The sequence below is a fragment of the Brenneria roseae subsp. americana genome (assembly GCF_003115815.1).
Lineage (GTDB): Bacteria > Pseudomonadota > Gammaproteobacteria > Enterobacterales > Enterobacteriaceae > Brenneria > Brenneria roseae.
The window spans coordinates 56754-82233 of the sequence record NZ_QDKJ01000014.1 but is presented as its reverse complement, the minus strand read 5'-3'; the positions used below and the strand labels follow the sequence as shown (position 1 = coordinate 82233).

Annotated in this window: 25 protein-coding genes; 10 read left to right on the top strand and 15 right to left on the bottom strand. The window is 52.0% G+C overall.

Annotated features, from left to right (window positions below; translation table 11 throughout):
• The first annotated feature begins 81 nt into the window (after positions 1 to 81).
• The 3 genes from hcp to B4923_RS16775 all read left to right on the top strand — a co-directional run bounded on the left by hcp (position 82) and on the right by B4923_RS16775 (position 4379).
• On the top strand, positions 82 to 1734 hold the full coding sequence (gene hcp, locus B4923_RS16785; RefSeq protein ID WP_211313971.1) for a hydroxylamine reductase: 1653 nt from the start codon (positions 82 to 84) through the stop codon (positions 1732 to 1734).
• 60 nt (positions 1735 to 1794) lie between these two features.
• The gene (hcr, locus tag B4923_RS16780) at positions 1795 to 2802 is read left to right on the top strand and encodes an NADH oxidoreductase (protein ID WP_109055516.1); all 1008 of its coding nucleotides are present in this window, start codon (positions 1795 to 1797) and stop codon (positions 2800 to 2802) included.
• 143 nt (positions 2803 to 2945) lie between these two features.
• Complete coding sequence (locus B4923_RS16775; RefSeq protein ID WP_109055515.1) at positions 2946 to 4379, top strand: DUF2867 domain-containing protein; 1434 nt, start codon at positions 2946 to 2948, stop codon at positions 4377 to 4379.
• Between the two features lie 2 nt (positions 4380 to 4381).
• On the opposite strand, the gene B4923_RS16770 is transcribed toward B4923_RS16775, so the two are convergent.
• Both B4923_RS16770 and B4923_RS16765 read right to left on the bottom strand, forming a co-directional pair.
• Positions 4382 to 5212 carry an N-acetylmuramoyl-L-alanine amidase gene (locus tag B4923_RS16770; protein WP_109055514.1) on the bottom strand — a complete coding sequence of 277 codons (831 nt, stop codon included), beginning with the start codon at positions 5210 to 5212 and terminating at the stop codon, positions 4382 to 4384.
• Positions 5213 to 5261: 49 nt separating this feature from the next.
• Entirely contained in the window at positions 5262 to 5585 is a 324-nt protein-coding gene (locus B4923_RS16765; RefSeq protein ID WP_109055513.1) for a heavy metal-binding domain-containing protein, read from the bottom strand.
• 146 nt (positions 5586 to 5731) lie between these two features.
• On the opposite strand from B4923_RS16765, the gene artP reads away from it, so the two are divergent.
• The 5 genes from artP to artJ (B4923_RS16740) all read left to right on the top strand — a co-directional run bounded on the left by artP (position 5732) and on the right by artJ (B4923_RS16740) (position 9555).
• A complete protein-coding gene (gene artP / locus B4923_RS16760; protein ID WP_211313970.1) occupies positions 5732 to 6460 on the top strand; it encodes an arginine ABC transporter ATP-binding protein ArtP in 729 nt (242 codons plus the stop codon).
• 20 nt (positions 6461 to 6480) lie between these two features.
• Entirely contained in the window at positions 6481 to 7212 is a 732-nt protein-coding gene (gene artJ, locus B4923_RS16755) for an arginine ABC transporter substrate-binding protein (RefSeq protein WP_109055511.1), read from the top strand.
• An 11-nt stretch (positions 7213 to 7223) separates the two neighbouring features.
• A complete protein-coding gene (gene artQ, locus B4923_RS16750) occupies positions 7224 to 7940 on the top strand; it encodes an arginine ABC transporter permease ArtQ (RefSeq protein WP_109055510.1) in 717 nt (238 codons plus the stop codon).
• Positions 7940 to 8608 (top strand): arginine ABC transporter permease ArtM, encoded by a 669-nt coding sequence (gene artM / locus B4923_RS16745; RefSeq protein WP_109055509.1) that lies wholly within the window; start codon positions 7940 to 7942, stop codon positions 8606 to 8608. Before artQ ends, artM begins: the two co-directional genes overlap by 1 nt.
• A 215-nt stretch (positions 8609 to 8823) precedes the next feature.
• Positions 8824 to 9555 (top strand): arginine ABC transporter substrate-binding protein, encoded by a 732-nt coding sequence (gene artJ / locus B4923_RS16740; RefSeq protein WP_109055508.1) that lies wholly within the window; start codon positions 8824 to 8826, stop codon positions 9553 to 9555.
• A gap of 58 nt (positions 9556 to 9613) precedes the next feature.
• On the opposite strand, the gene rlmC is transcribed toward artJ (B4923_RS16740), so the two are convergent.
• From rlmC to nfsA, 9 genes are all read right to left on the bottom strand, one after another.
• The gene (gene rlmC, locus B4923_RS16735) at positions 9614 to 10744 is read right to left on the bottom strand and encodes a 23S rRNA (uracil(747)-C(5))-methyltransferase RlmC (protein WP_109055507.1); all 1131 of its coding nucleotides are present in this window, start codon (positions 10742 to 10744) and stop codon (positions 9614 to 9616) included.
• Between the two features lie 125 nt (positions 10745 to 10869).
• The gene (locus tag B4923_RS16730) at positions 10870 to 11322 is read right to left on the bottom strand and encodes a YbjO family protein (protein ID WP_109055506.1); all 453 of its coding nucleotides are present in this window, start codon (positions 11320 to 11322) and stop codon (positions 10870 to 10872) included.
• Positions 11323 to 11529: 207 nt separating this feature from the next.
• On the bottom strand, positions 11530 to 12375 hold the full coding sequence (gene potI / locus B4923_RS16725) for a putrescine ABC transporter permease PotI (protein ID WP_109055505.1): 846 nt from the start codon (positions 12373 to 12375) through the stop codon (positions 11530 to 11532).
• Positions 12372 to 13337: a putrescine ABC transporter permease PotH gene (gene potH, locus B4923_RS16720; protein ID WP_109055504.1), complete on the bottom strand. Its 966-nt coding sequence runs from the start codon at positions 13335 to 13337 to the stop codon at positions 12372 to 12374. Before potH ends, potI begins: the two co-directional genes overlap by 4 nt.
• A gap of 14 nt (positions 13338 to 13351) precedes the next feature.
• On the bottom strand, positions 13352 to 14485 hold the full coding sequence (potG, locus tag B4923_RS16715) for a putrescine ABC transporter ATP-binding subunit PotG (RefSeq protein ID WP_109055503.1): 1134 nt from the start codon (positions 14483 to 14485) through the stop codon (positions 13352 to 13354).
• Positions 14486 to 14639: 154 nt separating this feature from the next.
• Positions 14640 to 15749, bottom strand: a complete 1110-nt coding sequence (gene potF / locus B4923_RS16710) for a spermidine/putrescine ABC transporter substrate-binding protein PotF (RefSeq protein ID WP_109055502.1) — start codon at positions 15747 to 15749, stop codon at positions 14640 to 14642.
• 377 nt (positions 15750 to 16126) lie between these two features.
• On the bottom strand, positions 16127 to 16606 hold the full coding sequence (locus B4923_RS16705) for a type III secretion system chaperone family protein (RefSeq protein ID WP_109055501.1): 480 nt from the start codon (positions 16604 to 16606) through the stop codon (positions 16127 to 16129).
• 203 nt (positions 16607 to 16809) lie between these two features.
• Positions 16810 to 17721 (bottom strand): 30S ribosomal protein S6--L-glutamate ligase, encoded by a 912-nt coding sequence (rimK, locus tag B4923_RS16700; RefSeq protein ID WP_109055500.1) that lies wholly within the window; start codon positions 17719 to 17721, stop codon positions 16810 to 16812.
• A 115-nt stretch (positions 17722 to 17836) separates the two neighbouring features.
• Positions 17837 to 18556, bottom strand: coding sequence for an oxygen-insensitive NADPH nitroreductase (gene nfsA, locus B4923_RS16695; RefSeq protein ID WP_109055499.1), 720 nt, complete (start codon positions 18554 to 18556; stop codon positions 17837 to 17839).
• A gap of 241 nt (positions 18557 to 18797) precedes the next feature.
• On the opposite strand from nfsA, the gene B4923_RS16690 reads away from it, so the two are divergent.
• Positions 18798 to 19064, top strand: a complete 267-nt coding sequence (locus B4923_RS16690) for a GrxA family glutaredoxin (protein WP_109055498.1) — start codon at positions 18798 to 18800, stop codon at positions 19062 to 19064.
• A 66-nt stretch (positions 19065 to 19130) separates the two neighbouring features.
• On the opposite strand, the gene B4923_RS16685 is transcribed toward B4923_RS16690, so the two are convergent.
• Positions 19131 to 19520 carry an inner membrane protein YbjM gene (locus tag B4923_RS16685; protein ID WP_109055497.1) on the bottom strand — a complete coding sequence of 130 codons (390 nt, stop codon included), beginning with the start codon at positions 19518 to 19520 and terminating at the stop codon, positions 19131 to 19133.
• Positions 19521 to 20187: 667 nt separating this feature from the next.
• Between B4923_RS16685 and B4923_RS16675 the strand changes: the two genes are divergently transcribed.
• Positions 20188 to 21876 carry an aspartate:alanine antiporter gene (locus tag B4923_RS16675; RefSeq protein WP_109055495.1) on the top strand — a complete coding sequence of 563 codons (1689 nt, stop codon included), beginning with the start codon at positions 20188 to 20190 and terminating at the stop codon, positions 21874 to 21876.
• Between the two features lie 188 nt (positions 21877 to 22064).
• Here the strand turns inward: B4923_RS16675 and B4923_RS16670 are convergent, their stop codons facing one another.
• The 3 genes from B4923_RS16670 to B4923_RS16655 form a co-directional block, all read right to left on the bottom strand.
• Positions 22065 to 23270: a serine hydrolase gene (locus B4923_RS16670; RefSeq protein WP_109055494.1), complete on the bottom strand. Its 1206-nt coding sequence runs from the start codon at positions 23268 to 23270 to the stop codon at positions 22065 to 22067.
• A gap of 475 nt (positions 23271 to 23745) precedes the next feature.
• Positions 23746 to 24405: a methionine ABC transporter permease gene (locus B4923_RS16660; protein ID WP_109055492.1), complete on the bottom strand. Its 660-nt coding sequence runs from the start codon at positions 24403 to 24405 to the stop codon at positions 23746 to 23748.
• Entirely contained in the window at positions 24398 to 25414 is a 1017-nt protein-coding gene (locus B4923_RS16655) for a methionine ABC transporter ATP-binding protein (protein ID WP_109055491.1), read from the bottom strand. The genes B4923_RS16660 and B4923_RS16655 overlap by 8 nt, the downstream gene beginning before the upstream one ends.
• Between the last annotated feature and the right edge of the window lie 66 nt (positions 25415 to 25480).

Genomic DNA, 25480 nt, shown 5'->3' with positions numbered 1-25480 from the left:
AAAAAGCCTTTTTAGATATGTCGCGACCCTCTATGCTTTTAAACAAGCATTTTAAATGCAACTTTAAAAAAGGACGTCATTATGTTTTGCGTGCAATGTGAACAAACAATTCGTACCCCGGCGAAAAATGGCTGCTCTTATGCTCAGGGCATGTGTGGTAAAACCGCAGAAACTTCCGATCTGCAAGACCTTCTGGTCGCCGTGTTACAGGGGCTATCCGCCTGGGCGCTGAAAGCCCGCGAACTGGATCTTATCGATCATGATATCGACAGCTTTGCCCCACGCGCCTTTTTCTCCACACTGACTAACGTTAACTTCGATTCACAGCGGATTATTGGCTATGCACGGGAAGCGATCGTGCTGCGTCAATCGCTGGCGGTTCGCTGTCGTCTGCTGGACGAACAGGCGATGGTCGATCACCCCATGGCGGAACTGCAACTGGCGGGGAACGATATCCCGACGTTGTTGCAACAGGCGGCTGATTTCGCGCTGGACAGTGATAAAGTCAACGTCGGTGATGATATCCATGGTCTGCGTATGCTCTGCCTGTACGGGCTGAAAGGGGCCGCGGCGTACATGGAACATGCTCATGTGCTGGGTCAATACGACGAAACCATTTACGCGCAATATCATGCTTTTATGGCCTGGCTAGGCACACAACCCGGTGATGTGGATACCCTGCTGAATAACGCGATGGGGATCGGCCAGATGAACTTCAACGTGATGGCGATCCTCGATCGCGGCGAGACAGAAGCCTATGGCCATCCCACCCCCACCTCCGTCAACGTCCGTCCCGTCGCGGGTAAAGCCATTCTGATCTCGGGCCATGATCTCAAAGATTTACGGATGCTGCTGGAGCAGACGGAAGGAACCGGGATCAATATCTATACGCATGGCGAAATGTTGCCTGCTCACGGTTACCCGGAACTGAAAAAATTCAGGCATCTGGTCGGCAACTACGGCAGCGGCTGGCAGAACCAGCAAACAGAATTCGCCAAATTTCCCGGCGCCATCGTCATGACGTCCAACTGTATTATCGACCCGAATGTCGGCAACTACGGCGATCGCATCTGGACACGCAGCATCGTTGGCTGGCCGGGCGTGAATCATCTGACAGGCGATGATTTCAGCGCGGTGATTGCTCAGGCACAAAGCCTGAGCGGCTTCCCTTACAGTGAAATTGAACACCGGATCACCGTCGGTTTTGGCCGGGAAACCCTGTTAAGCGCCGCCGATACCGTGATTGATCTGGTGGCACAAAAGAAATTGCGCCACGTCTTTTTGGTCGGCGGCTGTGATGGCAGCCGCGAAGAGCGCAGTTATTTCACCGACTTTGCCGTCAATGTGCCGGATGATTGCCTGATCATGACGCTGGCCTGCGGCAAATACCGCTTCAACAAGCTGGATTTCGGTACGCTGGAAGGCCTGCCTCGCCTACTGGATGTCGGTCAGTGCAACGATGCCTACTCCGCCATTATTCTGGCCGTGAAGCTGGCTGAAAAACTGGGATGTGGCGTAAACGATCTGCCACTCAGTCTGGTGCTGTCCTGGTTTGAACAAAAAGCCATCGTCATTTTGCTAACCCTGCTGTCGCTTGGTGTGAAAAATATTTATACCGGCCCGACCGCACCGGGATTCCTGACAGAAAATCTGCTGGCCATTCTGAACGAGAAATTTGGCATGCGGCCAATCACCACCGTTGAACAGGATATGAACGCTATTCTGGCCGCCTGATGAATTAGCGCGGGTCGGCGGCGTCATCAGTGCCGATCCGCTTTCTTATGGAGATTTGTTATGACCATGCCGACACCGCTTTGCCCAAATCGCATGCAGGTGCACTCGATTACTCAGGAAACGTCCGACGTCTGGACAATTTCTCTGATTAATCATGATGTTTATCCCTATCAGCCAGGGCAGTATGCGCTGGTCAGCATCGCCAACCGGGCTGATACGCTAAGAGCTTATACGCTGTCTTCCTCTCCGGGCCTGAGCCGTTTTATTACATTGACGGTGCGACGACTGGACGACGGCATCGGTTCACGCTGGTTAACCCGGCAGCTTAAACCGGGCGATTATCTGTGGCTGTCTGATGCGCAAGGCGAGTTTACCTGCGCCAATGCCGGCGGCGATCGTTATTTGATGGCGGCGGCGGGTTGCGGCGTTACCCCGATCATGTCGATGTGCCGCTGGCTGCTGGCGCATAAACCCCAAACCGATATTCAGGTGATTTTTAACGTACGCAGTCCACAACAGGTGATCTTTGCAAACGAATGGCAAGCGCTGGTACAGCGTTACCCACAGCGCTTACGCCTGACGCTGGTGGCAGAAGATGATGCCGCCGCCGGCTTTCTGACCGGTCGCATCAGTCAGGAACTGCTATCCCAACAGGTGCCGGATGTTGCCAGCCGAACCGTGATGACCTGCGGTCCTGAGCCTTATATGAAGCAAGTTGAAATGTTCTGCCGACAGTTCGGCGTACCTGCTGAACGTTTCTTCAAAGAACAATTCCATACGGTTGACGAAGCGGTTGACAGCGACGGCAAACTGTTGACGCTGACCATCAGTCGTCCGCTGCAAACGCTGCGTGTTCCGGTCGGTATTAGCCTGCTGGCTGCGTTGGAGACCAACAAATTGCCGGTGCTGGCGGCCTGTCGCGCGGGCGTCTGCGGCAGTTGCAAAACCCGCGTGCTGTCCGGGGATTACACCACGACCAGCATGATGACCTTAACGCCTGCCGAGATCGCTCAGGGCTATGTACTGGCCTGTAGCTGTCAACTACAGGGTGATACCGTTCTGGCCTGATCATCACCGCGCTATCAGCGCGTGCAGCCATGATGGTGGTAGCGCCACCATCATTCACCTCCAAATCGCGTTGCTGCTGTTTTTCCCGTTCCCGGCTATAGTAATAAACCGCATCGTTATATGTAACGTGGAGCCTATCCGTGATGACATCCCAATCCGCTCCGATTCTGATTCTGGGCGCCAGTGGCTATATTGGCCGCCACCTGACCGAACGTTTCAGTCAGCAAGGACAGCCAGTGATTGCCGCGGCGCGTCAGGTAGAAGCCATTGACGAGCAACATTGGCCGGGGGTCGACTGTCGGCAGGTTGATTTGTGCCAACCGGATACGCTGGCAGAAGGACTTTGGGGCGCGGAAACGCTCTATTATCTGGTCCACAGTATGGGGGACGGTGAAAATTTCATCGCCAAAGAACGCATCGCAGCCATGAACCTGTTACTGGCACTGTCCACCAGCCGGGTAAAGCAGATTATCTATCTGGGGTCGCTACAGGCGAAAAATGACAGTTCACCCCACATGGCGGCCCGAAAAATCACCGGAGATATTCTGCGCAGCAGCGGCATTCCGGTAACGGAGCTGCGTGCCGGCATTATCATCGGCGCGGGTTCAGCCGCTTTCGAGATCATGCGTGATATGGTGTACAACTTGCCAGTGCTGACGCCGCCACGCTGGGTCCGTTCCAAATCCTCGCCTATTGCGCTGGAAAACCTGTTGGTTTATCTGACTGAAATCCGCCATCATCCGGCACCGGGAAATCGCATTATGGACGCGGTGGGCCCGGAATATATCAGCTATCAGACCATGTTTGAGCGTTTTATCGCGATCAGCGGCAAACGCCGCGTATTGATCCCCATTCCTATGCCGACACATCTGGTTTCCGTCTGGTTTCTGCATCTGATTACGTCCGTTCCTCCCACTATTGCCCGCGCGCTCATTCAGGGACTGAAACACGATCTTCAGGCGGATGGGGCCGCGTTGCAGGCGCTGATCCCGCAAACGCTGATTACCTTCGATCAGGCGGTGCGTATTACGCTGCAAGGCGAAATGGAAAGCACCCAGCGCGCCGGCTGGGGTAACGATACGGAAGTCCGCGCCCGCTGGAAACCGGACTACGGATTTTATCCCAGGCAGGCAGGACATACTCTCGATACCCCGGCGTCCAGTCAGGCACTGTGGCAGGTTATCCAGCGGATCGGCGGCAAAGAAGGTTATTTCTATGCCAACATGCTGTGGAATTTACGCGCCAGGCTGGACGATCTCAGCGGTAACGGCGTGACTTACGGACGCCCTGACCGGCCTACGCTGGAAATCGGCGATAAAATTGACGGCTGGAAAGTTATCTCCATCAAACCACAGCGGCAGTTGGTCATGTTATTTGGTATGAAAGCGCCGGGACTGGGTAAGCTCACGTTTACCATTACCGATCAAGGCGCCCACCGCACGCTGGACGTCAGGGCCCGCTGGCATCCCGCCGGTTTTAACGGGCTGGTCTACTGGTTTTTGATGATGCCGGCCCATCTGTTTATTTTTCGCGGCATGGCTGCGCGAATTGCCGCACTGGCGGAAGAATCCGTCTGATATCACCGCGCCGCGCCATATTTTTCCAGCAGGGCATCCACAATGGCTTCGGTTTGCGCATCCGCTTGTCCCTGATAGTTTTGCGGGCGGAAATGCATTTGAAACGCGGCAATGACCTGTTGTTTCTGACGGTTCGCCATGTCATTGGACAGCGGATAACCGTAGCGCGCCAGCTTATCCAGTAAACTTCCGGCATCCACCGGCTGTGAAAACGGCCGGCCATCAAGATAAAACGATACCCTTGATTCATCCGGCCAGGCGCCAATCCCCGCCTGAGCCAGCGCTTTCCACGGGAAAAGCGGGCCGGGGTCCTGTTTACGCAGCGGAGCAATATCGCTGTGGGCCACCACATTTTGTGGCGCAATCTGATGACGTGCGACAATCTGGCGGGCTATCGCCGTCAGTAGCGCAATCTGCGCCGGAGGAAATGGCGTCCAGCGGATGCCGGTCAGCGTTCGCTGGTAACCCGGATTTTCCAGTTCGATGCCAATCGATGAATTATTCAAACGGGTAAATCCACGCCAACTGCTGGCGCCGGCATGCCACGCAGCCTGTGATTCTGGCACCAGTTGCCAGGCAACGGGTTTTCCCTTCTCCAACGGCGGATTAGCCGGGATCAGATAATGTGAACTAACCTGTTCATCCGTCAGTATATTCAGGGACGTCGGGAAATCTTCCGCCGTATAGTGAATCACCAAAAAACGAACCCGCGATTCCTGAGCGCGGGACTCATGTGTCGTGACCAGGTGGTACTCATTCCGCTCCCGCGGGGTCATAGCTGATTGGCATCCTGCCAGTACAAACAGCATCAGCAGAGTGATGCATTTAATCATGGCGTTTCCCGTTGCAATTTATTTTCCTCCATCGGTGATTGACCAATGATTAACGGCGCACTTTCACCGCCGTGCCGCTGATGGTCACCATCAACATGCTGCTGTCCTTACCAACCGTTTCGTAATCAATATCAATGCCCACCACGGCATTTGCGCCCAGATCCTCAGCCTGCATCTGCAATTCCTTAAATGCTATCTGCCGCGCTTTACGCAATTCTTTCTCATAAGCACCGGAACGCCCCCCGACCACGTCGCGGATACTGGCGAAAAAATCACGAAAAATATTCGCCCCCAGAATGGCTTCCCCGGTCACCACACCGCAATATTCCGTAATGGTAAACCCTTCCAGACTCGGTGTTGTAGACAATTGCATCATAGACTCCTCAGACCGTAAGCGACTATTTTGTGCTATTATTTAAGCAATAATTCGCTTGTTCACAAATTTTAACCCATGGCGATTGCATAACTATACTGCCGACGTTAACATTCGCCGCATCAATGTCTATTCAATTCTTACGCATGAGTATTCAACTAAACAGCATTAACTGTTTCTATGGCGCGCATCAGGCGCTGTTTGACATCACACTCGATTGTCCGGCGGGTGAAACGCTGGTTCTGCTTGGTCCAAGCGGCGCAGGTAAAAGTTCCTTGTTGCGCGTACTTAACCTGCTGGAAATGCCGCGTTCGGGCCATTTGTCCATCGCCGGCAATCAGTTTGATTTCAATCATGCTCCCGCCGATAACGCTATCCGCGAATTACGTCAGAATGTTGGCATGGTTTTCCAGCAATATAACCTGTGGCCGCACCTGACCGTCGCTCAAAACCTGGCCGAAGCGCCCTGCCGCGTGCTTGGGTTAAGCAAAGATGAAGCAAAGGCGCGCGCCGACAAGTTGCTTACCCGTCTGCGTCTGAATGATTTTGCCGATCGTTATCCTCTTCATCTTTCTGGCGGCCAACAGCAACGCGTGGCCATTGCCCGCGCACTGATGATGGAACCACAGGTTCTGTTATTTGACGAGCCGACGGCCGCGCTGGATCCTGAAATTACCGCGCAGGTCGTGAATATCATCCATGAACTGACGCAAACCGGGATCACACAGGTTATCGTGACCCACGAAGTCGAATTTGCACGCAAGACCGCCAGCCGGGTGGTCTATATGGAAAATGGGCGCATAGTGGAACAAGGGGATGCCGGTCATTTTACCCAGCCGCAGACCCCTGAATTCGCCAGCTATTTATCACATTGATTAATATCAGGAAAATTACAATGAAAAAATTGATCGTTGCAGCACTCCTGGCGGGTCTGAGCGCATCGGCCAGCGCCGCAGAGACTATCCGCTTTGCGACCGAAGCCTCTTATCCTCCGTTTGAATTCGTGGATGCCAGCAATAACATCCAGGGCTTTGATATCGATCTTGCCAACGCTCTGTGCAAAGAGATACAGGCAACCTGCACATTCAGCAACCAGGCATTCGACAGCCTGATCCCCGGCCTGAAATTCCGCCGTTTTGAAGCCGTTATCGCCGGTATGGATATCACGCCGGAACGTCAACAACAGGTTGCGTTTACCCAGCCTTACTATGACAACTCGGCCCTGTTTATCGCGCAAAAAGAGAAAGTGGCTGATGTGACCGCGTTGAAAGGCAAACGCGTCGGCGTACAGAATGGCACCACGCATCAGAAATACCTGATGGATAAGCACAGTGAGATCACCACCGTGCCTTACGATAGCTATCAGAATGCGGTGCTTGATCTGAAAAACGGTCGTCTTGACGCCGTGTTCGGCGATACCGCCGTCGTGAATGAGTGGTTAAAGCAGAACGATAATCTGTCTGCCGTCGGCGAAAACATTACTGACAAAGACTACTTCGGTATCGGTCTGGGTATCGCCGTGCGTCAAAACAACGATGAGCTGGTGAAGAAATTCAACGATGCGCTCGACAAAATCAAGCAGGATGGCACCTATCAGACCATCTACAAAAAATGGTTTCAGCAGTAATCTGACGCTCAATGATTGAATTTCACCCTCTTGCAAGCGCCGCCGGGATGACCGTCGGCCTTGCCGTTTGTGCACTGGTGCTCGGGCTCATTCTTGCCATGCTGTTTGCCATTTGGGAAACCGCTCGCTGGAGAGTAGTAAGCTGGAGTGGCACCGTACTGGTGACGCTATTACGCGGCCTGCCGGAAATTCTGGTGGTGCTGTTTATCTATTTTGGTTCTTCCCAATTGCTGCTGATGCTGGCAGACGGTTTTACCCTGAATCTCTATCTGGTGCAGATCCCGGTAAAACTGAATATTGAGATGTTCGAAGTCAGTCCATTTTTGTGCGGCGTGATCGCCCTGGCGCTGCTGTATGCCGCTTATGCGTCTCAGACGCTGCGTGGCGCGCTGAAAGCCGTTCCACAAGGACAATGGGAATCCGGTCAGGCGCTGGGACTGAGTAAATCGGCGATTTTCATGCGCCTGATTATGCCGCAAATGTGGCGTCATGCCCTGCCGGGGTTGGGTAACCAATGGCTGGTATTGTTGAAAGATACCGCGTTGGTTTCGCTGATCAGCGTGAACGACCTGATGCTGCAAACAAAAAGCATTGCCACACGAACACAGGAACCTTTTACCTGGTATATGATCGCTGCGGCCATTTACCTGGTCATCACCCTGTTAAGCCAGTACGTTCTGAAACGCATTGAGCTGCGGACGACGCGTTTTGAGCGGAGGCCTTCCTGATGCTCGCTTATTTGCCTGATTTGTTAAAAGGCCTGCATACCAGTCTGACGTTGACAGTCGTGGCGATTGCCGTGGCGCTGATACTGTCACTGTTGCTCACCGTCGTTCTGACCTTGAAAACGCCGGTGATTACCACCCTGGCGAAAGGCTATATTACGCTGTTCACCGGGACGCCGTTGCTGGTTCAGATTTTCCTGATTTACTACGGCCCCGGTCAGTTCACGTCTATCCAGCAAATTCCCTGGTTATGGAGCCTGCTTTCACAGCCGTGGCTCTGTGCGATGGTGGCGCTGGCGCTGAACAGTGCGGCCTATACCACCCAGTTGTTTTACGGGGCGGTTAAGGCGATTCCAGCCGGACAATGGCAATCCTGTGCCGCACTGGGCATGTCGCAGCCGCAGACGCTACGAATTTTACTGCCTTTTGCGTTTAAACGCGCCCTGTCATCTTATTCAAATGAGGTTGTCCTGGTTTTTAAAAGCACCTCGCTGGCTTACACCATTACGCTAATGGAAGTGATGGGCTACAGCCAGCTGATGTATGGACGCACTTATGATGTGATGGTTTTTGGCGCCGCGGGAATTATCTATCTGTGCGTCAATGGGTTACTTACTCTGTTAATGCGTTTAATCGAACGTCGCGCACTGGTGTTTGAACGCCGCAACTGATTCCTCATCATCAACGCACGCTATCAGGCAGGCTGACAACAGCCTGCTTTTTTATGGCCAGCCATAGCGCTCCGATGTTTTATTAAGCAATAAAACGATTTTTTACTCATTTTATTTGCATATAAATTCATTAACTGGCAAGGTAGCTATCGTGAAGCCGGAAATCATCCGCGCAATTATTCGTATGATTAAAAGAAAAAATCTGGAGCAGGTAGATGAAAAAATTATTGATCGCCACATTGCTGGCTGGGGTGACATTCAGTGCCGCAGCGGCAGATAATATCCGTTTTGCGTCATCCGCAACCTACCCTCCTTTTGAATCGCTGGATGCGAATAACGAAATCGTCGGTTTCGATATGGATCTGGCGAAAGCGCTGTGCAAACAGATGCAGGCAACCTGCACATTCACCAATCAGGCATTTGATAGCCTGATCCCAGCCTTGAAATTCCGCCGCTATGACGCGGTCATTTCAGGTATGGATATTACGCCGGAACGTAGTAAGCAGGTGGCGTTCACCCAACCCTACTATGCCAACTCTGCCGTGGTGATCGCGCAGAAAGGGAAATTCACCGATTTTGCAGAACTGAAAGGCAAACGTATCGGTATGGAAAACGGCACCACGCATCAAAAATACCTGCACGACAAGCACCCGGAAGTACAGACCGTTTCCTACGACAGCTATCAAAATGCCGTACTGGATCTGAAAAACGGCCGTATTGATGGCGTATTCGGGGATACCGCCGTCGTTAACGAATGGATTAAAACCAATCCCAATCTGGCAACCGTCGGTGAACATGTCACCGACGCAGAATATTTTGGCACGGGGCTGGGCATTGCGGTCCGCCCGGACGATAGCGCCCTGCTGGAAAAGCTGAACAAGGCGCTGGATGCCATCAAAGCCGACGGCACCTATAAGGCCATTAACGATAAGTGGTTCCCGCAGTAATCTACTCGCCGTTCAAACTACGCGGCCCCCGAAAGGCCGCGTAGTCATGACGCATTGATCAGTCACTTCTTTTCAACAACATCAACACTTCATAATGTGCCGTATGCGGGAACATATCGAACAATTGAACGCGTGATGCATGATAGTTTTTCAACTCATCCATATCCTTCGCCATGCTCTCGGCATTACAACTGGAATAAAGAATGTAGGCCGGCGCCATACGGCTCAGGTAGGCACACAGTTCGCTGCCTATACCACGACGCGGCGGGTTAACCAGAACCAGATCGGGAATTTCCGCTTTGGCGACGGCAAAACGCGTGGAGTCCAGCGCCTGAAAATCGACCTGGGTTAATCCCAGTTGCTCCGCAGAACGGCGCGCGCAGGCGATGGCTTCGGCACTGATTTCAATGCCTGTCAGGCGTATCCGTGGCGACGCACAGTGCAGGCCAAAACCGCCCACGCCACAGAATAAATCCCACATGCTGGCAATGTTCAGTTCAGCTACCCAGTCGCGGGCGGTGGCATACAGCGCGGCAGCCACCTGCGGATTGGTCTGGAAAAAACTCTGAGGACGAATATACAAAGGCACCTGATTAAACTGCTCGGCCAATGACGACGAATCACTGAGAATAATCTCCGCCTTCCCTTCCATAACCGCCTGATGGACGGGTTGGATATTGGCAGAAATCACCTCAAGCTGCGGCAATTGCTGTTGCAGCCAAGGCAAGGCGGCACGAAGTTGCGCGAGTTTGGTTTCCGAGCGTAAAACGAAACGCAGCATAAACGTGCCACGAGAAACGCTCTCCGTCAGCAACAGGTATTTTAACTCCCCCCGACGACGCGCAACGTTATAAGGTGTCAGCCCGGCTTTGGCGATAAACGTTTTCAGAACCTCGAAAACCGGGAGAAAACTGGCGGGATAAAGCGGACAATCACAAAGATCGACAGCGGTGCCGTCGCGATGCAACATCCCTAATAGCGGGCGTTCAACGCTGCCACTGACCACCATTTTGGCTTTATTGCGAAACGCCGACTGTGCCGAGGAACAGACTGGCAGCCACTGTTGAACGGCATACGGCTGCAACAGATCGGCAAGGTGCCGTTGTTTATCCGACAATTGCTGCGGGTAGGCTTTTTCCAGCCATTGACAGGAACGACAGGTTCCCATGCTGTATCGTGCACAATGCATAGAATCTAACTATCAGAATAAATACCTAATGTGAGGATTGTACCATCCCAGGGGAATATCCCCTTCATCTTTCAGGTATGGCCGACTGGTTTGCGCGAACCCTGAAATCCGGCGGGTAACGGCGCTTATTTCTGTCGCAGAAAAAAACGTTTGCTCCGGCGGGGTAAAAACAGCAACACGATAACCAAAAAATCCGGTATTTTCTGAAGCATCAACTGATGCAGGACGGCGGTGTTACTCTCCCCTGAAATATGGAATATCGCGGGTAGAAACTCACTCAATGAGGCAAACAGCAAATACAGGGTCACCAGGCACTGACAGAGAACATACCCCCAACGACCCCAATTATCCCCGGACAACACCACGAACCCACAGCGGATTTCAATACAGACAATAATAAGCGACAGCAACAGCACCAGCGTTGAATCCCAGGCTTCGGCACTATTGCCAATCCACCCGCCCAGACCGCTCGGTCCCAACTCCCATATCAACAGTAAAATTCCCAAAAAACGGGTCGCAATAATAGCGATCCCCGCCACCATGACAGGAACCGGGGCGTACACTTTTCGCTGAGTTATTTCCTTCCTGGTGTACAGAATTTCAACGTTCTCCCTTCAAACAAAACCATGTTCTCTGTCGCTCACAGAGATATTTTCTTTATAAAATCATTACGATAAAGTCGTTACCTTATAAAATCAACGCGCGTTCAGAACAGTAACGCCCCCTTACGGCGGCGTTACCTGTTACTGATTCACAGTGTGGCTGGTTTTCGTTGACGCTTCAAATCAGCCGCGCCTCGCTTTTTGCATATCGCGTTGGCGCTGCTTCTCGGCCCTCGCCATAAACCACCAGGCAATAAAACCAATAATCCCTACCACTAACAATATCAAAGAAGCCAAGGCGTTAATCTGCGGATTAACGCCCATTCTGACACTGGAGAACACCAGCATCGGCAACGTGGTTGAACCCGGTCCAGCCACAAAACTGGCGATAACCAGATCGTCGAGCGACAGGGTAAAGGCCAGTAACCAGCCTGAAATCAGCGCTGGCGCAATCATTGGCACCGTGATGATAAAGAAGACCTTCAGCGGCGTAGCACCAAGATCCATCGCCGCTTCTTCAATGGAACGATCGAGCTCTCGCAGGCGCGCACTGATCACCACCGTGACATAAGCCGTACAGAAAGTCACATGCGCAAGCCATATGGTGAACATGCCTCGCTCAGCAGGCCATCCAATGGCATGCCCTAACGCGACAAACAGCAGCAGCAGCGACAAGCCGGTAATCACATCCGGCATAACCAGCGGAGCCGTCAGCATAAAGGCAAAACCGTTAGACCCACGGAAACTGCCAAAACGCACCATCACCACCGCCGCCAGCGTCCCGAGTATCACCGCCATCGAGGCCGAAGCCGCGGCGATCGTCAGGCTGAGGACGACCGCACTGATCATGGCCGAATCGTGGAACAGTTCGGTATACCAGCGCGTTGACCATCCCGCCCATACGGTAACCAGCTTCGAGCTGTTGAAAGAGTAAATCACCAACATCAGCATCGGCGCATAAAGGAAGGTAAAACAAAGGACCAGAATCACAATGCGCCACGGTGGGCGAACGACCGGTAAATTATTCATACCGCATGCCCCGTAGCTTTGCTCTGATGCTTATGGAACCAGATAATCGGCATAATCAACAGAAGCAGCATGATAATCGCTACCGCTGAAGCCACCGGCCAATCCCGGTTATTGAAGAATTCTTGCCACAGTATACGGCCAATCATGATGCTGTCCGGCCCACCGAGCAGTTCAGGGATCACGTATTCCCCCACCGCCGGTATAAAGACCAGCATGGAGCCCGCAATGATGCCGCCTTTGGTCAACGGCATAATCACGCTGAAAAAGGTTTTGAGCGGACGCGCGCCCAAATCCAGCGATGCTTCGACCAGGGAGTAGTCAAGCCGGGTAAGCGCGGTGTAAATCGGCAAAACCATAAACGGCAGATAGGAATAGACCACGCCGATATAAACCGCCAAATTGGTATGCAGAATCACCAGCGGTTCGTCGATAACGCCGATCCACAGTAAGAAATTATTCAGAATACCGTTGTTTTTCAGAATCCCCATCCAGGCATAGACGCGAATCAGGAACGACGTCCAGGACGGCAGAATCACCAGCAGCAACAGAATGTTACGGGTGGAAGACTGGCTGTGCGCCACCGCCCAGGCCAATGGATAGCCGATAAGCAGACAACACAGCGTGGAGACGGCCGCCACCTGCAACGATTGCAGATAGGCTTCAAAATACAGCGGATCGTCCAACAGATGCAGATAGTTCCCCAGATTGAGGGAGATATCCAGTTTGTCATCCATCCAGGAGACCAGATCCGTATACGGCGGAATCGCCCGCGCCATCTCTGCCAGACTGATTTTGAAAACAATCAGGAATGGCAGCATAAAGAGCAAAAGCAGCCACAGGTACGGCAGTGCAATCACCAGCTTGCGCCCGTGCTCCTGACGCCAGCGAGCCATCAGTAGTTGCAGACGTCCCCTGGTTTTTCCAGGCGGTTCCGCGGTGTGTTGTTCAGGAAACATTGTCATGACGTCATTCCTCACTACACCGTCAATACCACACAGCTATCGGCATCCCAGCACAAACGCACTTCGTCGCCCCAGGTGGGCGCGCCTTTGCGGTAGCGGTAGGCGTTCTGTAGCTGCGCACTGATGATTTGTCCGCTGGCGAGGCGGACATGATAGATCGACAGATCGCCCAGATAGGCAATATGCACCACCTCGCCGACGGCGAAGTTACAGCCATCGGCCGGAATGGTCTCGCACAGCATGATTTTTTCAGGGCGCAGCGCAATGTAAACCGGTACGCCGTCCACCACGGAAACGTCGGAATCCACTTTCAGCGGATGCACCAGTCCCGGACTTTGGATAATCAGCGCATCATCGCGACGTTCGGTCAGCATGCCTTCAAACATATTCACCGAACCGATAAATTCGGCGCTGAAACGGGTGTTCGGATGCTCGTAGATTTCCTCTGGCTCGCCAATCTGAACAAACTTGCCGCGGTTCATGATGGCGATACGTCCCGCCATGGTCATCGCTTCTTCCTGATCGTGCGTCACCATGACACAGGTCACGCCAACACGCTCCAGAATATCGACCACTTCAAGCTGCATACGGTCGCGCAGCTTTTTATCCAGCGCGCCCATGGGTTCATCAAGGAGCAACAGTTTCGGACGTTTTGCCAGGCTACGCGCCAGCGCAACGCGCTGACGCTGACCACCGGAAAGCTGGTGCGGCTTGCGGCTGGCAAATTCCTGCATGTGTACCAGCGTCAGCATCTCTTCGACGCGATCCTTAATCTCCGGGCGCGACAGCTTGTCCTGCTTCAGACCAAAGGCAATATTTTTTTCCACCGTCATATGGGGAAATAACGCATACGACTGAAACATCATGTTAATGGGACGCTGATAAGGCGGCACCAGTGACAGATCCTGACCATCAAGAACGATTTGTCCCTGAGTCGGGTGTTCAAAACCGGCCAGCATACGGAGCAGCGTGGATTTCCCACAGCCGGAAGCCCCCAGCAAGGCAAATATCTCACCTTTGTAAATCGTCAGACTTACGTCATCAACAGCAGCCTGACCATCAAACGATTTGGTCAGATTGCGCACTTCCAGCAACGGGGTAGCCGCTTTTTGAGGCTTGGGCTGGGGACGGGGAATAGCATCATTCACTTAGCATTGCTCTCCGGCAAAAGCAGAACAAATCACCACTTTTGATGCCAAAACAAGCTGCTTCGTACATCCAAAAGTCGTGACACATATATAGCGCGAACAGGCGGGTATTAGCCGCCTGTTATTTATCACATAGAATCAGAATGGAAAACGTTTATTTACCGCTTTTTACCCTCGTCCAGGCGCGCGTACGCGTACGGTCAATCTGCGGTGATTGAACTTTGAGCGTAAACAGTTTGGCGCGAACATCCTCAGGCGGATAAATGCCCGGATTAGTACGGATGTCTTCGTTTACCAGCGGCACCGATTCCTTATTCGCACTGGCGTAGTACACATGGTTGCTGATATTCGCTATCACGTCCGGCTTCAGCAGATAGTTCAGGAATTGATAGGCTTCATCGACGTTTTTAGCATCGGCCGGCATGGCAAAGACATCAAAGAAAGCCAGCGCGCCTTCTTTCGGGATACTGTAGTGAACATTGACCCCGTTTTTGGCTTCTTGCGCCCGGTTGGCCGCCTGCATGACATCGCCCGCCCAGCCTACGGCCACGCAAATATCGCCGTTCGCCAGATCGTTGATGTATTGTGATGAGTGGAAGTAACGGATGCTCGGACGCAGTTTCAACAGCAAATCGGTTGCGGATTTGGTGTAATCATCTGCTTGAGTACTATTGGGATCTTTACCCTGATAATTCAGCACGGTGGCGAAAATTTCTTCCGGTGCATCCAGGAAGGAAACGCCACAGCTTTTCAGTTTCTCCAGGTTTTCCGGCTTCAATACCAGATCCCAACTGTCGACGGGCGCATCAGCCCCCAGTACCGCTTTGACTTTCTCCACATTGTAGCCAATGCCGGTAGTCGCCCACAGGTAAGGCAGCGCGTACTTGTTATCCGGATCGTGCTGAGCAATCAGTTTCAGCAATTCAGGATCCAGATTTTTGTAATTCGGCAGTTTACTCTTGTCTAAAGGCTGGAATACCCCGGCTGCGAGTTGACGTTCCAAAAAGCTGGCGGAGGGGACGACCAAATCAAACCCTGTGCTGCCAGCCATCAGTTTGCCTTCCAACACTTCATTGGAGTCAAACACGTCATAAACGACTTTTATGCCCGTTTCTTTCTGGAAATTCTGTAACGTGTCCGGCGCGATATAGTCAGACCAGTTATAGACATGCAGCGTTTTCTCTTCCGCAGATGCGGTGACGGACGCGGCCATCAGCAAGCCGGCAACAACACCCGAAAGCCATTTTTTACGTTGGGTGAACATCCGTTCCTTCCTCCATACAAGGGGGTGATTCATGGGAGTAAACTTGTATCATCTCGATACAGAACTTTTCCTGAGTGTGAACAGTCACGATAAACACCGGTGAATGGCTATGCACTAAAATCATAGTAGACACAGATATAAAGACGGATCTCACGCCCGACTGTCACTGAAATTAAGCATAACCGCAGCGCCTCACGCATACCATAGTCGGAAGTAAAAAATGGCTTTTATCGATTATTTATTCACAATTTATCTATGTGATACGGCCGTTTAGCCTTAAATAACGGTGAATATCTGGTAATAAGAAGAAAATGTAGAATAAACCATAGATGATAGGAAATAAGTAAAACTGATTGCTGCCGTTGGCAGCAATAGCATCAATGCAGATTGGTGTAGTAGGTTCTTCCAGCAGAGGTGTCTTCATCATCGCTGATAAACAGGAGATTATTGGCGCCCGCTTCCAGAATAATCATCGAAATTTGTTCTTCAGACTGCATCATAAAATGCCGGAACTGTTCCAGAGTCATGCCCGCTGCTACGCTAAATGACTGACAGACAATAAGTTTCGGCAGATTATCATCCTGAACATCAAGAAACGCTTTGACGGTCAGGGAACTGGCATTAATTTGGCTTAAATCGCCCACCAGAGGGATCAACGCACTGGGCTTCACTTCCGCCAACGCAGAAAACAGGATGACGTTATCCACCAGATCGACTTTCGCATCAAAGACGCCATCAAAATTCTGCATGTGGGGTAAATGGAGTGCCTGACAGGAATCACATTCGAAAAACAGAATGTTCAACTGATCCAGCCACCGCCGTAGCATATTCAGATCCGGCACGATGAGTGAATCCATGATTGTTTGCCTCATACTGGACTATTCTTAAAAAAGGGCTCATAGCTTACGGAATATTCGATTACGATGCCATCGTATACCCTAAATAATTCGAGTTGCACGAAGACGGCATCGCTGGACAAATTCGTCTGGAACAGATTTGAACGCCGCTGGCGGCGGCCCCGGCGAAGGGCTGAGTAACAAAACCAACCCGCATGCAACAGCTAGGTTTTGCCCACTGGCGCGGATGACGCCGCCAACGAACGCACATGCTGTTCGATAAACTCAATCATCATACCGGCAATATCCAGCCCGGTAGTCGTTTCTATTCCTTCCAGACCGGGCGACGCGTTAACTTCCATCACCAACGGCCCTCGCGCGGCACGCAAAATGTCCACGCCGGCCACGTTCAGACCCAGCGTTTTCGCCGCTTTGATCGCAATCGCACGCTCCTGCGCCGTAATCTTGACCTTGCTGGCTGAACCGCCACGATGCAGATTGGAACGAAATTCCCCCGATTTCGCTTGCCGCTCAATCGCAGCCACGACCCGATTGCCGATCACCAGACAGCGAATATCCCTACCCTTCGCCTCCCTGATATACTCCTGGACCAGGATGTGGGCATTCAACCCCCGAAACGCATCAATCACGCTCTCCGCCGCCTGCCGGGTTTCCGCCAGCACCACACCGATCCCCTGCGTGCCCTCCACCAGTTTCACCACCAGCGGCGCGCCCCCCACCATTTCGATCAGATCACCGGTATCATCCGGGGAATGAGCAAACCCCGTGACGGGCAAATCAATGCCTTCACGCGCCAACAATTGTAGCGAATGCAATTTGTCGCGGGCGCGAATCACCGCGACAGCGTTATTCAACGGATAGCTGCCCAGCATTTCAAACTGACGCAGCACCGCCGTGCCGTAAAACGTAATAAGCGAACCAATCCGTGGGATTACCGCATCATATTTGACCAGTCGACGGCCACGATAATGGATGGAGGGGGCAGCCGAATTGATATTCATATAACAGGACAGCGGATCGATGATATCAATGCTGTGCCTGCGCTCTGCGGCTGCCTCACGCAGACGCTTGCAGGAATATAACGAACCGTCACGAGACAGAATGGCTATCTTCATAAATGTCCTATACCCAATAGATTTCGAGATGCGGGACAAAACGTTATCGTTTTGAACAACGCCAAGCGTTGCCCCTTTCGCCCCTGCAACTTGAAAGATGGCGGGTATGCAGATACTAACGTATCACCCATCCCTGTTGATGTAAGTAGTCCAGCATAAACGGACGCAGTTCTTTTTTCAGCGTATGCTGAACATGCTCACTCCAGCTATCGCGCCGATTGCCGGTGCGCTGAAGATAATACTCGACCATTTGTCGATCATATTCCGCTAATTTCTCGCGATCGAGCGGCTGATAAACGTTTTCGTGCATCAGCATCGCCACTGGCATACGCGGTTTTAACAGCGGATCGGCATCCGGGTATCCCAGGCACAATCCAAACAACGGTAAAACATGGCGCGGCAATTTCAGCAACGTGGTGACATCGGCAATATTATTACGAATGCCGCCGATAAAAACCCCGCCGAGCGCCAGAGACTCCGCCGCAACCAGCGCATTCTGCGCCATAATGGCGGTGTCTACGCAACCAATCAGCAACTGTTCAGCCAGTCCGGTTTCAGCCTGGGGGAAAATTTCCAGATGTCGGTGAAAATCGGCACAGAATACCCAGAACTCGGGAGCCTGCGCGACATACGTCTGTTCTCCCGTATAATGAACCAGCGTTTGACGCACATCCGGATCGGTAATACGAATGATTGAAGTACACTGCAAAAAACTGGAACTGGATGCACTCCGGGCAGCCGCGATAATTGCGCTACGCTGTTCATCCGTCAACGGTTGGGAAGTAAAGGCACGAATGGAACGATGGCGTTGTAGTAAATCAATAGTCGGCGTCACTCTGCATATCCTTCAGATATTAAGTCATATACCTACGGCTGACGATTATATGCCAGACTGCCGATCAGACCAACGCCCGCCTGCGTTTCGGTTTCGTCCCCTCATAGATAAAACAAATCAGTACAACAGGTAATTACTGCTTTTTTTCATCAAGGAATACGAGCATAGTAATCCTCAATAACGATAGGTATTACGCCAATAGTTTTAGAAAGAATTTTCTTAATTTTACTAAGGAGTTTACATGTTCGCGGTTATTTTCGGGCGTCCTGGCTGCCCTTATTGTGTGCGCGCTAAAGAATTGGCAGAAAAGCTGACGGAACAACGTGACGACTTCAAATTCCGCTATGTGGACATCCACGCGGAAGGGATCACAAAGGACGATCTGTCCAAAACTGTCGGTAAACCCGTTGAAACCGTACCGCAGATTTTCCTTGATGAAAAACACATCGGTGGTTGCACCGATTTCGAGGCTTACGCCAAAGAAAACCTCAGTCTGTTCCAGCAGTAACCGACTCAATGACCAAAGGCGCAGCGTTGTGCCTTTGGTTTTTATCTCCTTGCCAGCGCATTCTCATCATCTTTCCCGAATCTTGCCGTGCAAATAGCGTCGATATATCCCATTCAGAAACAAGACCCCTAACGCTCCCAATACACTCCAGAATACAGCACTCAGGACATAAGCCAGCTCTTGCCAGAAAGAGTCCAACGGTGTACGCCATAAATGCAGAACCACCAGACACAGCGGCATAGCCACCAACGCGCCAACCAGCGGATAGAGCAAACGACCTTGAGCAGACAGACAGCTGGCAATCGCACCGGGCAGCAAAAAGAGCAACATGCCGGGACCGCCAAGCAAGTTTTCGCCTGCCACCACATCGGACACATCCATTTTCTGGCTCAAGAAAACCACGATAAACAATAAAAAACAGCAGGCGGCGCCAACCCAACCTTTATCGTTTGTCATACTTTGCCTCCCTTAAATAGGTACACACCTCCACGCCATACTTGTCTGACACCCAAGGTGGAAGACTGCCCATCGTTCAAGTTGCAAGCGTCCTGGCTGCATTGTTCCCGGCCCCTTGGGTCTTGCCCTTTCGGTGCCGCGGCAAGCAACGTTCGAATCTGCTGCGGCAGATTTATCGTCCGAATCACTTGACCCAAGCTCATCAGAATGAATGAGAGACATCCTGTCTCTCTCCGCAGGCCGGCCGTTGGCTGGTCAAATTCGTTCCCGACTAATTTGTCGTTCGCTTGCCGCGTTACGAGGCTCATGAATCAATTGGGCATAAAAAATACGGCACAAAAAATATGGATGGCTGAATATCCCTGATATGACACAAAGTGAGGTCTTTTCACTATTTATTAACCACCAGATTTATTACATCTCTGAACGTTATTCACCGTCTACTGGTTGTAAAACCAACAAATTGCTAAAATAGCGATACCACAATCATTTAACAAACAATTATTGACTGAACAATTTTGCTGAATAATTTATACTAAACGCGGCTGATTCCTTTCAGCTGACGGTTATTTAACAGCACTAACGGAACCGCCGTATCCAATGACTAAATTTAGCCTTTATAGTCATTTATATCAAGAACTTACTGGTAAACAACAAGTTACATGCCATGAATATAAACGTCGCTGATTTGTTAAACGGGAATTACATTCTGCTTTTATTCGTGGTTCTTTCATTAGGACTCTGCCTGGGAAAATTACGCCTGGGTTCGGTACAACTGGGTAATTCTATTGGTGTTTTAGTCGTCTCGTTATTACTCGGGCAACAGCATTTTTCGATTAATACCGAGGCTCTCAGCCTTGGATTTATGTTATTTATTTTTTGTGTCGGTGTTGAGGCCGGACCTAATTTCTTTTCTATTTTTTTCCGCGACGGTAAAAATTATTTAATGCTCGCGCTGGTGATGGTGGGAAGCGCACTGATTTTAGCGTTGGGACTAGGCAAGTTTTTTGGTTGGGGCATCGGATTGACGGCCGGGATGCTCGCCGGTTCTATGACTTCGACGCCAGTTCTGGTCGGTGCAGGCGATACGCTACGCAATACGGCCAGTCTGGGATCGCAGCTTGGTATCGAGCAGGATCACCTCAGTCTCGGTTACGCCCTGACCTACCTGATTGGCCTGGTGAGTCTGATTTTCGGCGCACGCTACCTGCCAAAACTACAGCATCAGGACCTACCGACCAGCGCCCAGCAAATTGCCCGCGAGCGCGGGCTGGATACCGATAGCCAAAGGAAGGTGTATCTGCCCGTGATCCGCGCCTATCGTGTCGGTCCGGAACTGGTGGCCTGGGCCGACGGCAAGAATCTGCGCGAACTGGGAATCTATCGTCAGACCGGTTGCTATATTGAGCGAATCCGACGTAACGGCATTCTGGCGAGCCCGGATGGCGATGCCGTGCTGCAAATCGGCGATGAAATCGCGCTGGTGGGCTACCCGGATGCTCACGCCAGACTAAACCCGAATTTCCGCGATGGAAAAGAAGTATTCGACCGCGATCTGCTGGATATGCGTATTGTCACCGAAGAGATCGTGGTGAAAAACCATAATGCCGTCGGTAAACGCCTCAGCCAGCTTAAGTTGACCGACCACGGCTGTTTCCTCAACCGCATTATCCGCAGCCAGATTGAGATGCCCATCGATGATGGCGTCGTACTGAACAAGGGCGATGTGCTACAGGTTAGCGGCGACGCTCGCCGGGTAAAAAGCATCGCCGATCGCATCGGCTTTATTTCTATTCACAGTCAGATGACCGACCTGTTGGCTTTTTGTGCTTTCTTCATCATTGGTATCATGATTGGCCTGATTACATTCCAGTTCAGTAATTTTACCTTCGGCATTGGCAATGCCGCCGGTCTGCTGTTCGCCGGGATCATGCTGGGCTTTCTGCGGGCCAACCACCCGACGTTCGGCTATATTCCGCAAGGCGCGCTGAATATGGTGAAAGAATTCGGTCTGATGGTATTTATGGCAGGCGTCGGATTAAGCGCAGGCAGCACGATTGGCAGCAGCTTTGGCGATGTCGGCGCACAAATGTTGGTATCCGGATTGATTGTCAGCCTGGTGCCCGTGGTGGTTTGTTTTCTGTTCGGGGCCTATGTGCTGCGCATGAACCGCGCATTGTTGTTTGGTGCGATAATGGGAGCTCGTACCTGCGCTCCCGCCATGGACATTATCAGCGACACCGCACGCAGTAATATTCCCGCGTTGGGATATGCGGGAACCTACGCTATCGCCAACGTTTTATTGACGCTGGCGGGTTCACTGATCGTTATCATTTGGCCGGGGCTGCCAGGCTAATAGAGAATGTAAAAAATCGCCAACATTTCTCAGAAAAGGCAGAACTTTTTCTTAGCGTCGCAGTCTGAATAAGTGCCACTGCTTTTCTTTGATATCCCCATATTGAGGAGCCCGTCGTTCACGCCATTGAGGTTCAAGAACGATGGGCCTTTTCTTTTTCCAAGCCAGAATAAATTACACGCCGACAACTAGCCGAACCAACTGCCAAACCATTGTTGCAGTTTCATCATCACCGTGTCCCATAATCGGCTGAAGAAACCGGACTCTGGGATATCATCCAGCGCCACAAGTTGACGCTGTCCGATGCTTTTGCCATCAAGTTGGAAATCAATGGTGCCCACCACCTGATTTTTTGTCAGCGGCGCAGACAGTTGAGGTTGCAGCAGCGTAAAACTGGCCTTCAGGTTTTTCATCTGCCCTTTAGGGATCGTCAGAGCCGCGTCATTAGCGACGCCCAGCCGAGCCTCTTTCTCTGTGCCAAACCAGACGCGCTGGGTGGTAAAAGTCGCTCCGGCCTTTATTGGCGTGACCGTTTCAAAGAAACGAAAGCCCCAGGTCAGCAGTTTTTCGCTTTCACGGAAGCGAATGCCGTCGGTCGCAGCTCCCAGCACCACGGAAATCAAACGCATATCGCCTTCCGTCGCGGACGCCACCAGATTGTGTCCCGCCCCGCTGGTATGGCCGGTTTTGATGCCGTCTACGTTAAGATTTGTGCTCCACAGCAGCCTGTTACGGTTCGGCTGACGAATATTGTTGAATGTAAATTCCTTTTCTTTGTGCAACGCATACTCTTCCGGCACATCACGGATTAGCGCCTGCCCCAACAGAGCCATATCACGGGCGGTACTATACTGACCCGGCGCATCCAGACCATGCACCGTGAGGAAATGGGTGTTGGTAAGCTGCAATGCGTTGACATAGTTGTTCATCAGACTGACAAACGCATCCTGACTGCCTGCAACAAAATCCGCCAGCGCGATACTGGCATCATTGCCGGACTGTATGATGATGCCTTTATTGAGCTCAGACACCGGGATTCGATCGCCTGGTTTGAGAAACATCAGCGAGGAACCGCGCAGAACCGGATTACCTGTCGCCCAGGCATCCTTACCTACCGTGACTTCGTCCGTCGGGCGAATTTTCCCGCCTTTAATCGCCTGTCCAATCACGTAGCTCGCCATAATTTTTGTCAGGCTGGCAGGATCAAGGCGCTCATCGGCATTGGACTCCGCCAGCACCTGGCCGCTGTGATAATCCATTAAAATAAAGGCTTTAGACTCAATCTGAGGCGCGGCGGGCAATTGCTCCGCCTGCAATGTCGGGGACAGCCCCACGAGTAATACTGTTCCCGCCGTAAAGGATTTCAGCCTGGTTAGGAAAATAGTTGTCTTCATGAGATCGCCGCGATATCCATAAGTTGTTAAAAACACTTAATTTTCAATATGTTTTGAAAACCTTAGCAACATCTTAAGGTAACGTGTCATGTCCCTCAGGGAAACCATTCAATCTGTAAAGATAGTCAAAGAAATGAAAAGGTCTAAAAAATCGCCGGGAGCGATTTTCAACGTCGCTTGCGACGGCCCGCAGGGTGAGCCCCAGGGATGGGGCGAATTAAAAATCGCCGGGAGCGATTTTCAACGTCGCTTGCGACGGCCCGCAGGGTGAGCCCCAGGGATGGGGCGAATTAAAAATCGCCGGGAGCGATTTTCAACGTCGCTTGCGACGGCCCGCAGGGTGAGCCCCATGGATGGGGGCGAATTAAAAATCGCCCGGAGCGATTTTCAACGTCGCTTGCGACGGCCCTCAAGGGTGAGCCCCAGAGATGGGGCGAATTAAAAATCGCCTGGAGCGATACACCAAACCGCGAGCTTATCGCCGTTCACGTTTGTCCGCGCGTTTTGACAGCCAGTCACCCAGCGTTTGTACAATCTGTACCAGCACTACCAACGCGATAACGGTAATAATCATTACCTGGGTTTCATAACGGTAATAGCCAAAGCGAATCGCCAGATCGCCGACGCCGCCACCACCCACAATACCCGCCATCGCCGAATACCCGATCAGACTCACCAACGTGATCGTCAGGCCGCGTAATAAACCGGCTTTAGCCTCTGGTAATAACACGGTGCAGATAATGCGCAACGGACTGGCGCCAAACGCCTCTGCCGCCTCGACAATCCCCGGATCCACTTCACGCAGCGCGCTATCCACCAGCCGGGCATAGAACGCGATGGCCGCGACAGACATCGGTACTGACGCCGCAATCGGGCCAATGGTATTACCCAGCAAAATCTGCGTCAGCGGTAACAGCAGCACCAGCAAAATCACGAACGGGATAGAACGAATGATATTCACCAACACCGTGCTGAGCAGATAAATCGCACGGTTCTCCCAGAACAGGTGACGATCGGTGACATAGATAAGAAACCCCAGCGGTAAACCACCAATAATGGCAAGCAGCGTTGAGATGCCCACCATCTGGAATGTCTCCCCGAAAGCGGCAATCAGATCGACCCATAAATCAGCCATGCAGCACCTCCACGTTAGCCGTTCTTGCCTGAATGTATTTCACCGCTTCCTCAACCTTGGCCGGCTCGGCATTATGCGTTAACAATGCCACCAGAATGCCCAACGCGCGGGTGCCAATATATTCAATTTTGCCATGCAGGATATTAACGGAGACGCCATAGCGGATCGCAACATCAGATAGCACTGGCTGCTCTGCGGATTCACCAACGAACAGGATCTTCAGCAGGGTGCCTTGCAAATCCTCCAGCAATCGGGAAGGCAATTCGAGATTCAGCGTATGCGATACCAGCTGACGGGTAAACGGATGCTGCGGTGCGGCGAAAATATCGAAAACATCACCCTCTTCCACCACCTTGCCTCCCGTCATCACCGCCACCCGGTCACAGACCGATTTAATCACACTCATTTCATGAGAAATCAGCACGATTGTAATGCCCAGCTTGTGATTAATCTCTTTAAGCAGAACCAGAATGGAAGCAGACGTTTCCAGGTCAAGCGCAGACGTTGGTTCATCACACAGCAGTACCTCTGGATGATTGGCAATCGCCCGGGCAATGCCGACCCGTTGCTTTTGCCCACCACTCAACTGCGACGGAAATGCCGCCGCCTTGTCGAACAGCCCGACCAGATTCAAGATTTCCGGCACCCGCCGGGCAATCTCATCTGAGGATTTCCCTGCGGCTTTCAGGCTGAAAGCCACGTTTTCTGCCACCGTTCGCGTCTGCATCAAATTGAAATGCTGAAAGATCATACCGATCTTCTGCCGCTGTTCACGCAGGCTTTTGCCATTCAGGTCGCTGACTTTGACCCCATTGACCCGCACCGTCCCCGCCGTGGGACGCTGTAGCAAATTGATGGTGCGTAACAGCGTACTTTTCCCGGCGCCGCTGGTACCGACGATACCGTAAACCTCGCCTTGCCGAATGTGTAATGTCACATTATCAACAGCGCGATTTCCCTGCTGTTTTCCCTGAGGGAAATCAACACATACTCCGTCTAACTGAATCATTATCCGCAAACTCCTGACCTACGCGGAAAAGAAGAAGGCCGGTCACAGACCGGCCAGACACCTTGC

Excerpts from the sequence above, each read along its gene's own strand:
- artM (WP_109055509.1), top strand. The coding sequence starts at position 7,940 with ATGCTCGCTTATTTGCCTGATTTGTTAAAAGGCCTGCATACCAGTCTG.
- hcr (WP_109055516.1), top strand. The coding sequence starts at position 1,795 with ATGACCATGCCGACACCGCTTTGCCCAAATCGCATGCAGGTGCACTCG.
- artJ (WP_109055508.1), top strand. The coding sequence starts at position 8,824 with ATGAAAAAATTATTGATCGCCACATTGCTGGCTGGGGTGACATTCAGT.
- B4923_RS16690 (WP_109055498.1), top strand. The coding sequence starts at position 18,798 with ATGTTCGCGGTTATTTTCGGGCGTCCTGGCTGCCCTTATTGTGTGCGC.
- potF (WP_109055502.1), bottom strand. The coding sequence starts at position 15,749 with ATGTTCACCCAACGTAAAAAATGGCTTTCGGGTGTTGTTGCCGGCTTG.
- artQ (WP_109055510.1), top strand. The coding sequence starts at position 7,224 with ATGATTGAATTTCACCCTCTTGCAAGCGCCGCCGGGATGACCGTCGGC.
- B4923_RS16770 (WP_109055514.1), bottom strand. The coding sequence starts at position 5,212 with ATGATTAAATGCATCACTCTGCTGATGCTGTTTGTACTGGCAGGATGC.
- B4923_RS16660 (WP_109055492.1), bottom strand. The coding sequence starts at position 24,405 with ATGGCTGATTTATGGGTCGATCTGATTGCCGCTTTCGGGGAGACATTC.
- artP (WP_211313970.1), top strand. The coding sequence starts at position 5,732 with ATGAGTATTCAACTAAACAGCATTAACTGTTTCTATGGCGCGCATCAG.
- potH (WP_109055504.1), bottom strand. The coding sequence starts at position 13,337 with ATGACAATGTTTCCTGAACAACACACCGCGGAACCGCCTGGAAAAACC.
- hcp (WP_211313971.1), top strand. The coding sequence starts at position 82 with ATGTTTTGCGTGCAATGTGAACAAACAATTCGTACCCCGGCGAAAAAT.
- rimK (WP_109055500.1), bottom strand. The coding sequence starts at position 17,721 with ATGAAGATAGCCATTCTGTCTCGTGACGGTTCGTTATATTCCTGCAAG.
- B4923_RS16685 (WP_109055497.1), bottom strand. The coding sequence starts at position 19,520 with ATGACAAACGATAAAGGTTGGGTTGGCGCCGCCTGCTGTTTTTTATTG.
- B4923_RS16655 (WP_109055491.1), bottom strand. The coding sequence starts at position 25,414 with ATGATTCAGTTAGACGGAGTATGTGTTGATTTCCCTCAGGGAAAACAG.
- potI (WP_109055505.1), bottom strand. The coding sequence starts at position 12,375 with ATGAATAATTTACCGGTCGTTCGCCCACCGTGGCGCATTGTGATTCTG.
- artJ (WP_109055511.1), top strand. The coding sequence starts at position 6,481 with ATGAAAAAATTGATCGTTGCAGCACTCCTGGCGGGTCTGAGCGCATCG.
- B4923_RS16705 (WP_109055501.1), bottom strand. The coding sequence starts at position 16,606 with ATGGATTCACTCATCGTGCCGGATCTGAATATGCTACGGCGGTGGCTG.
- B4923_RS16765 (WP_109055513.1), bottom strand. The coding sequence starts at position 5,585 with ATGCAATTGTCTACAACACCGAGTCTGGAAGGGTTTACCATTACGGAA.
- rlmC (WP_109055507.1), bottom strand. The coding sequence starts at position 10,744 with ATGCATTGTGCACGATACAGCATGGGAACCTGTCGTTCCTGTCAATGG.
- B4923_RS16775 (WP_109055515.1), top strand. The coding sequence starts at position 2,946 with ATGACATCCCAATCCGCTCCGATTCTGATTCTGGGCGCCAGTGGCTAT.
- B4923_RS16675 (WP_109055495.1), top strand. The coding sequence starts at position 20,188 with ATGAATATAAACGTCGCTGATTTGTTAAACGGGAATTACATTCTGCTT.
- B4923_RS16670 (WP_109055494.1), bottom strand. The coding sequence starts at position 23,270 with ATGAAGACAACTATTTTCCTAACCAGGCTGAAATCCTTTACGGCGGGA.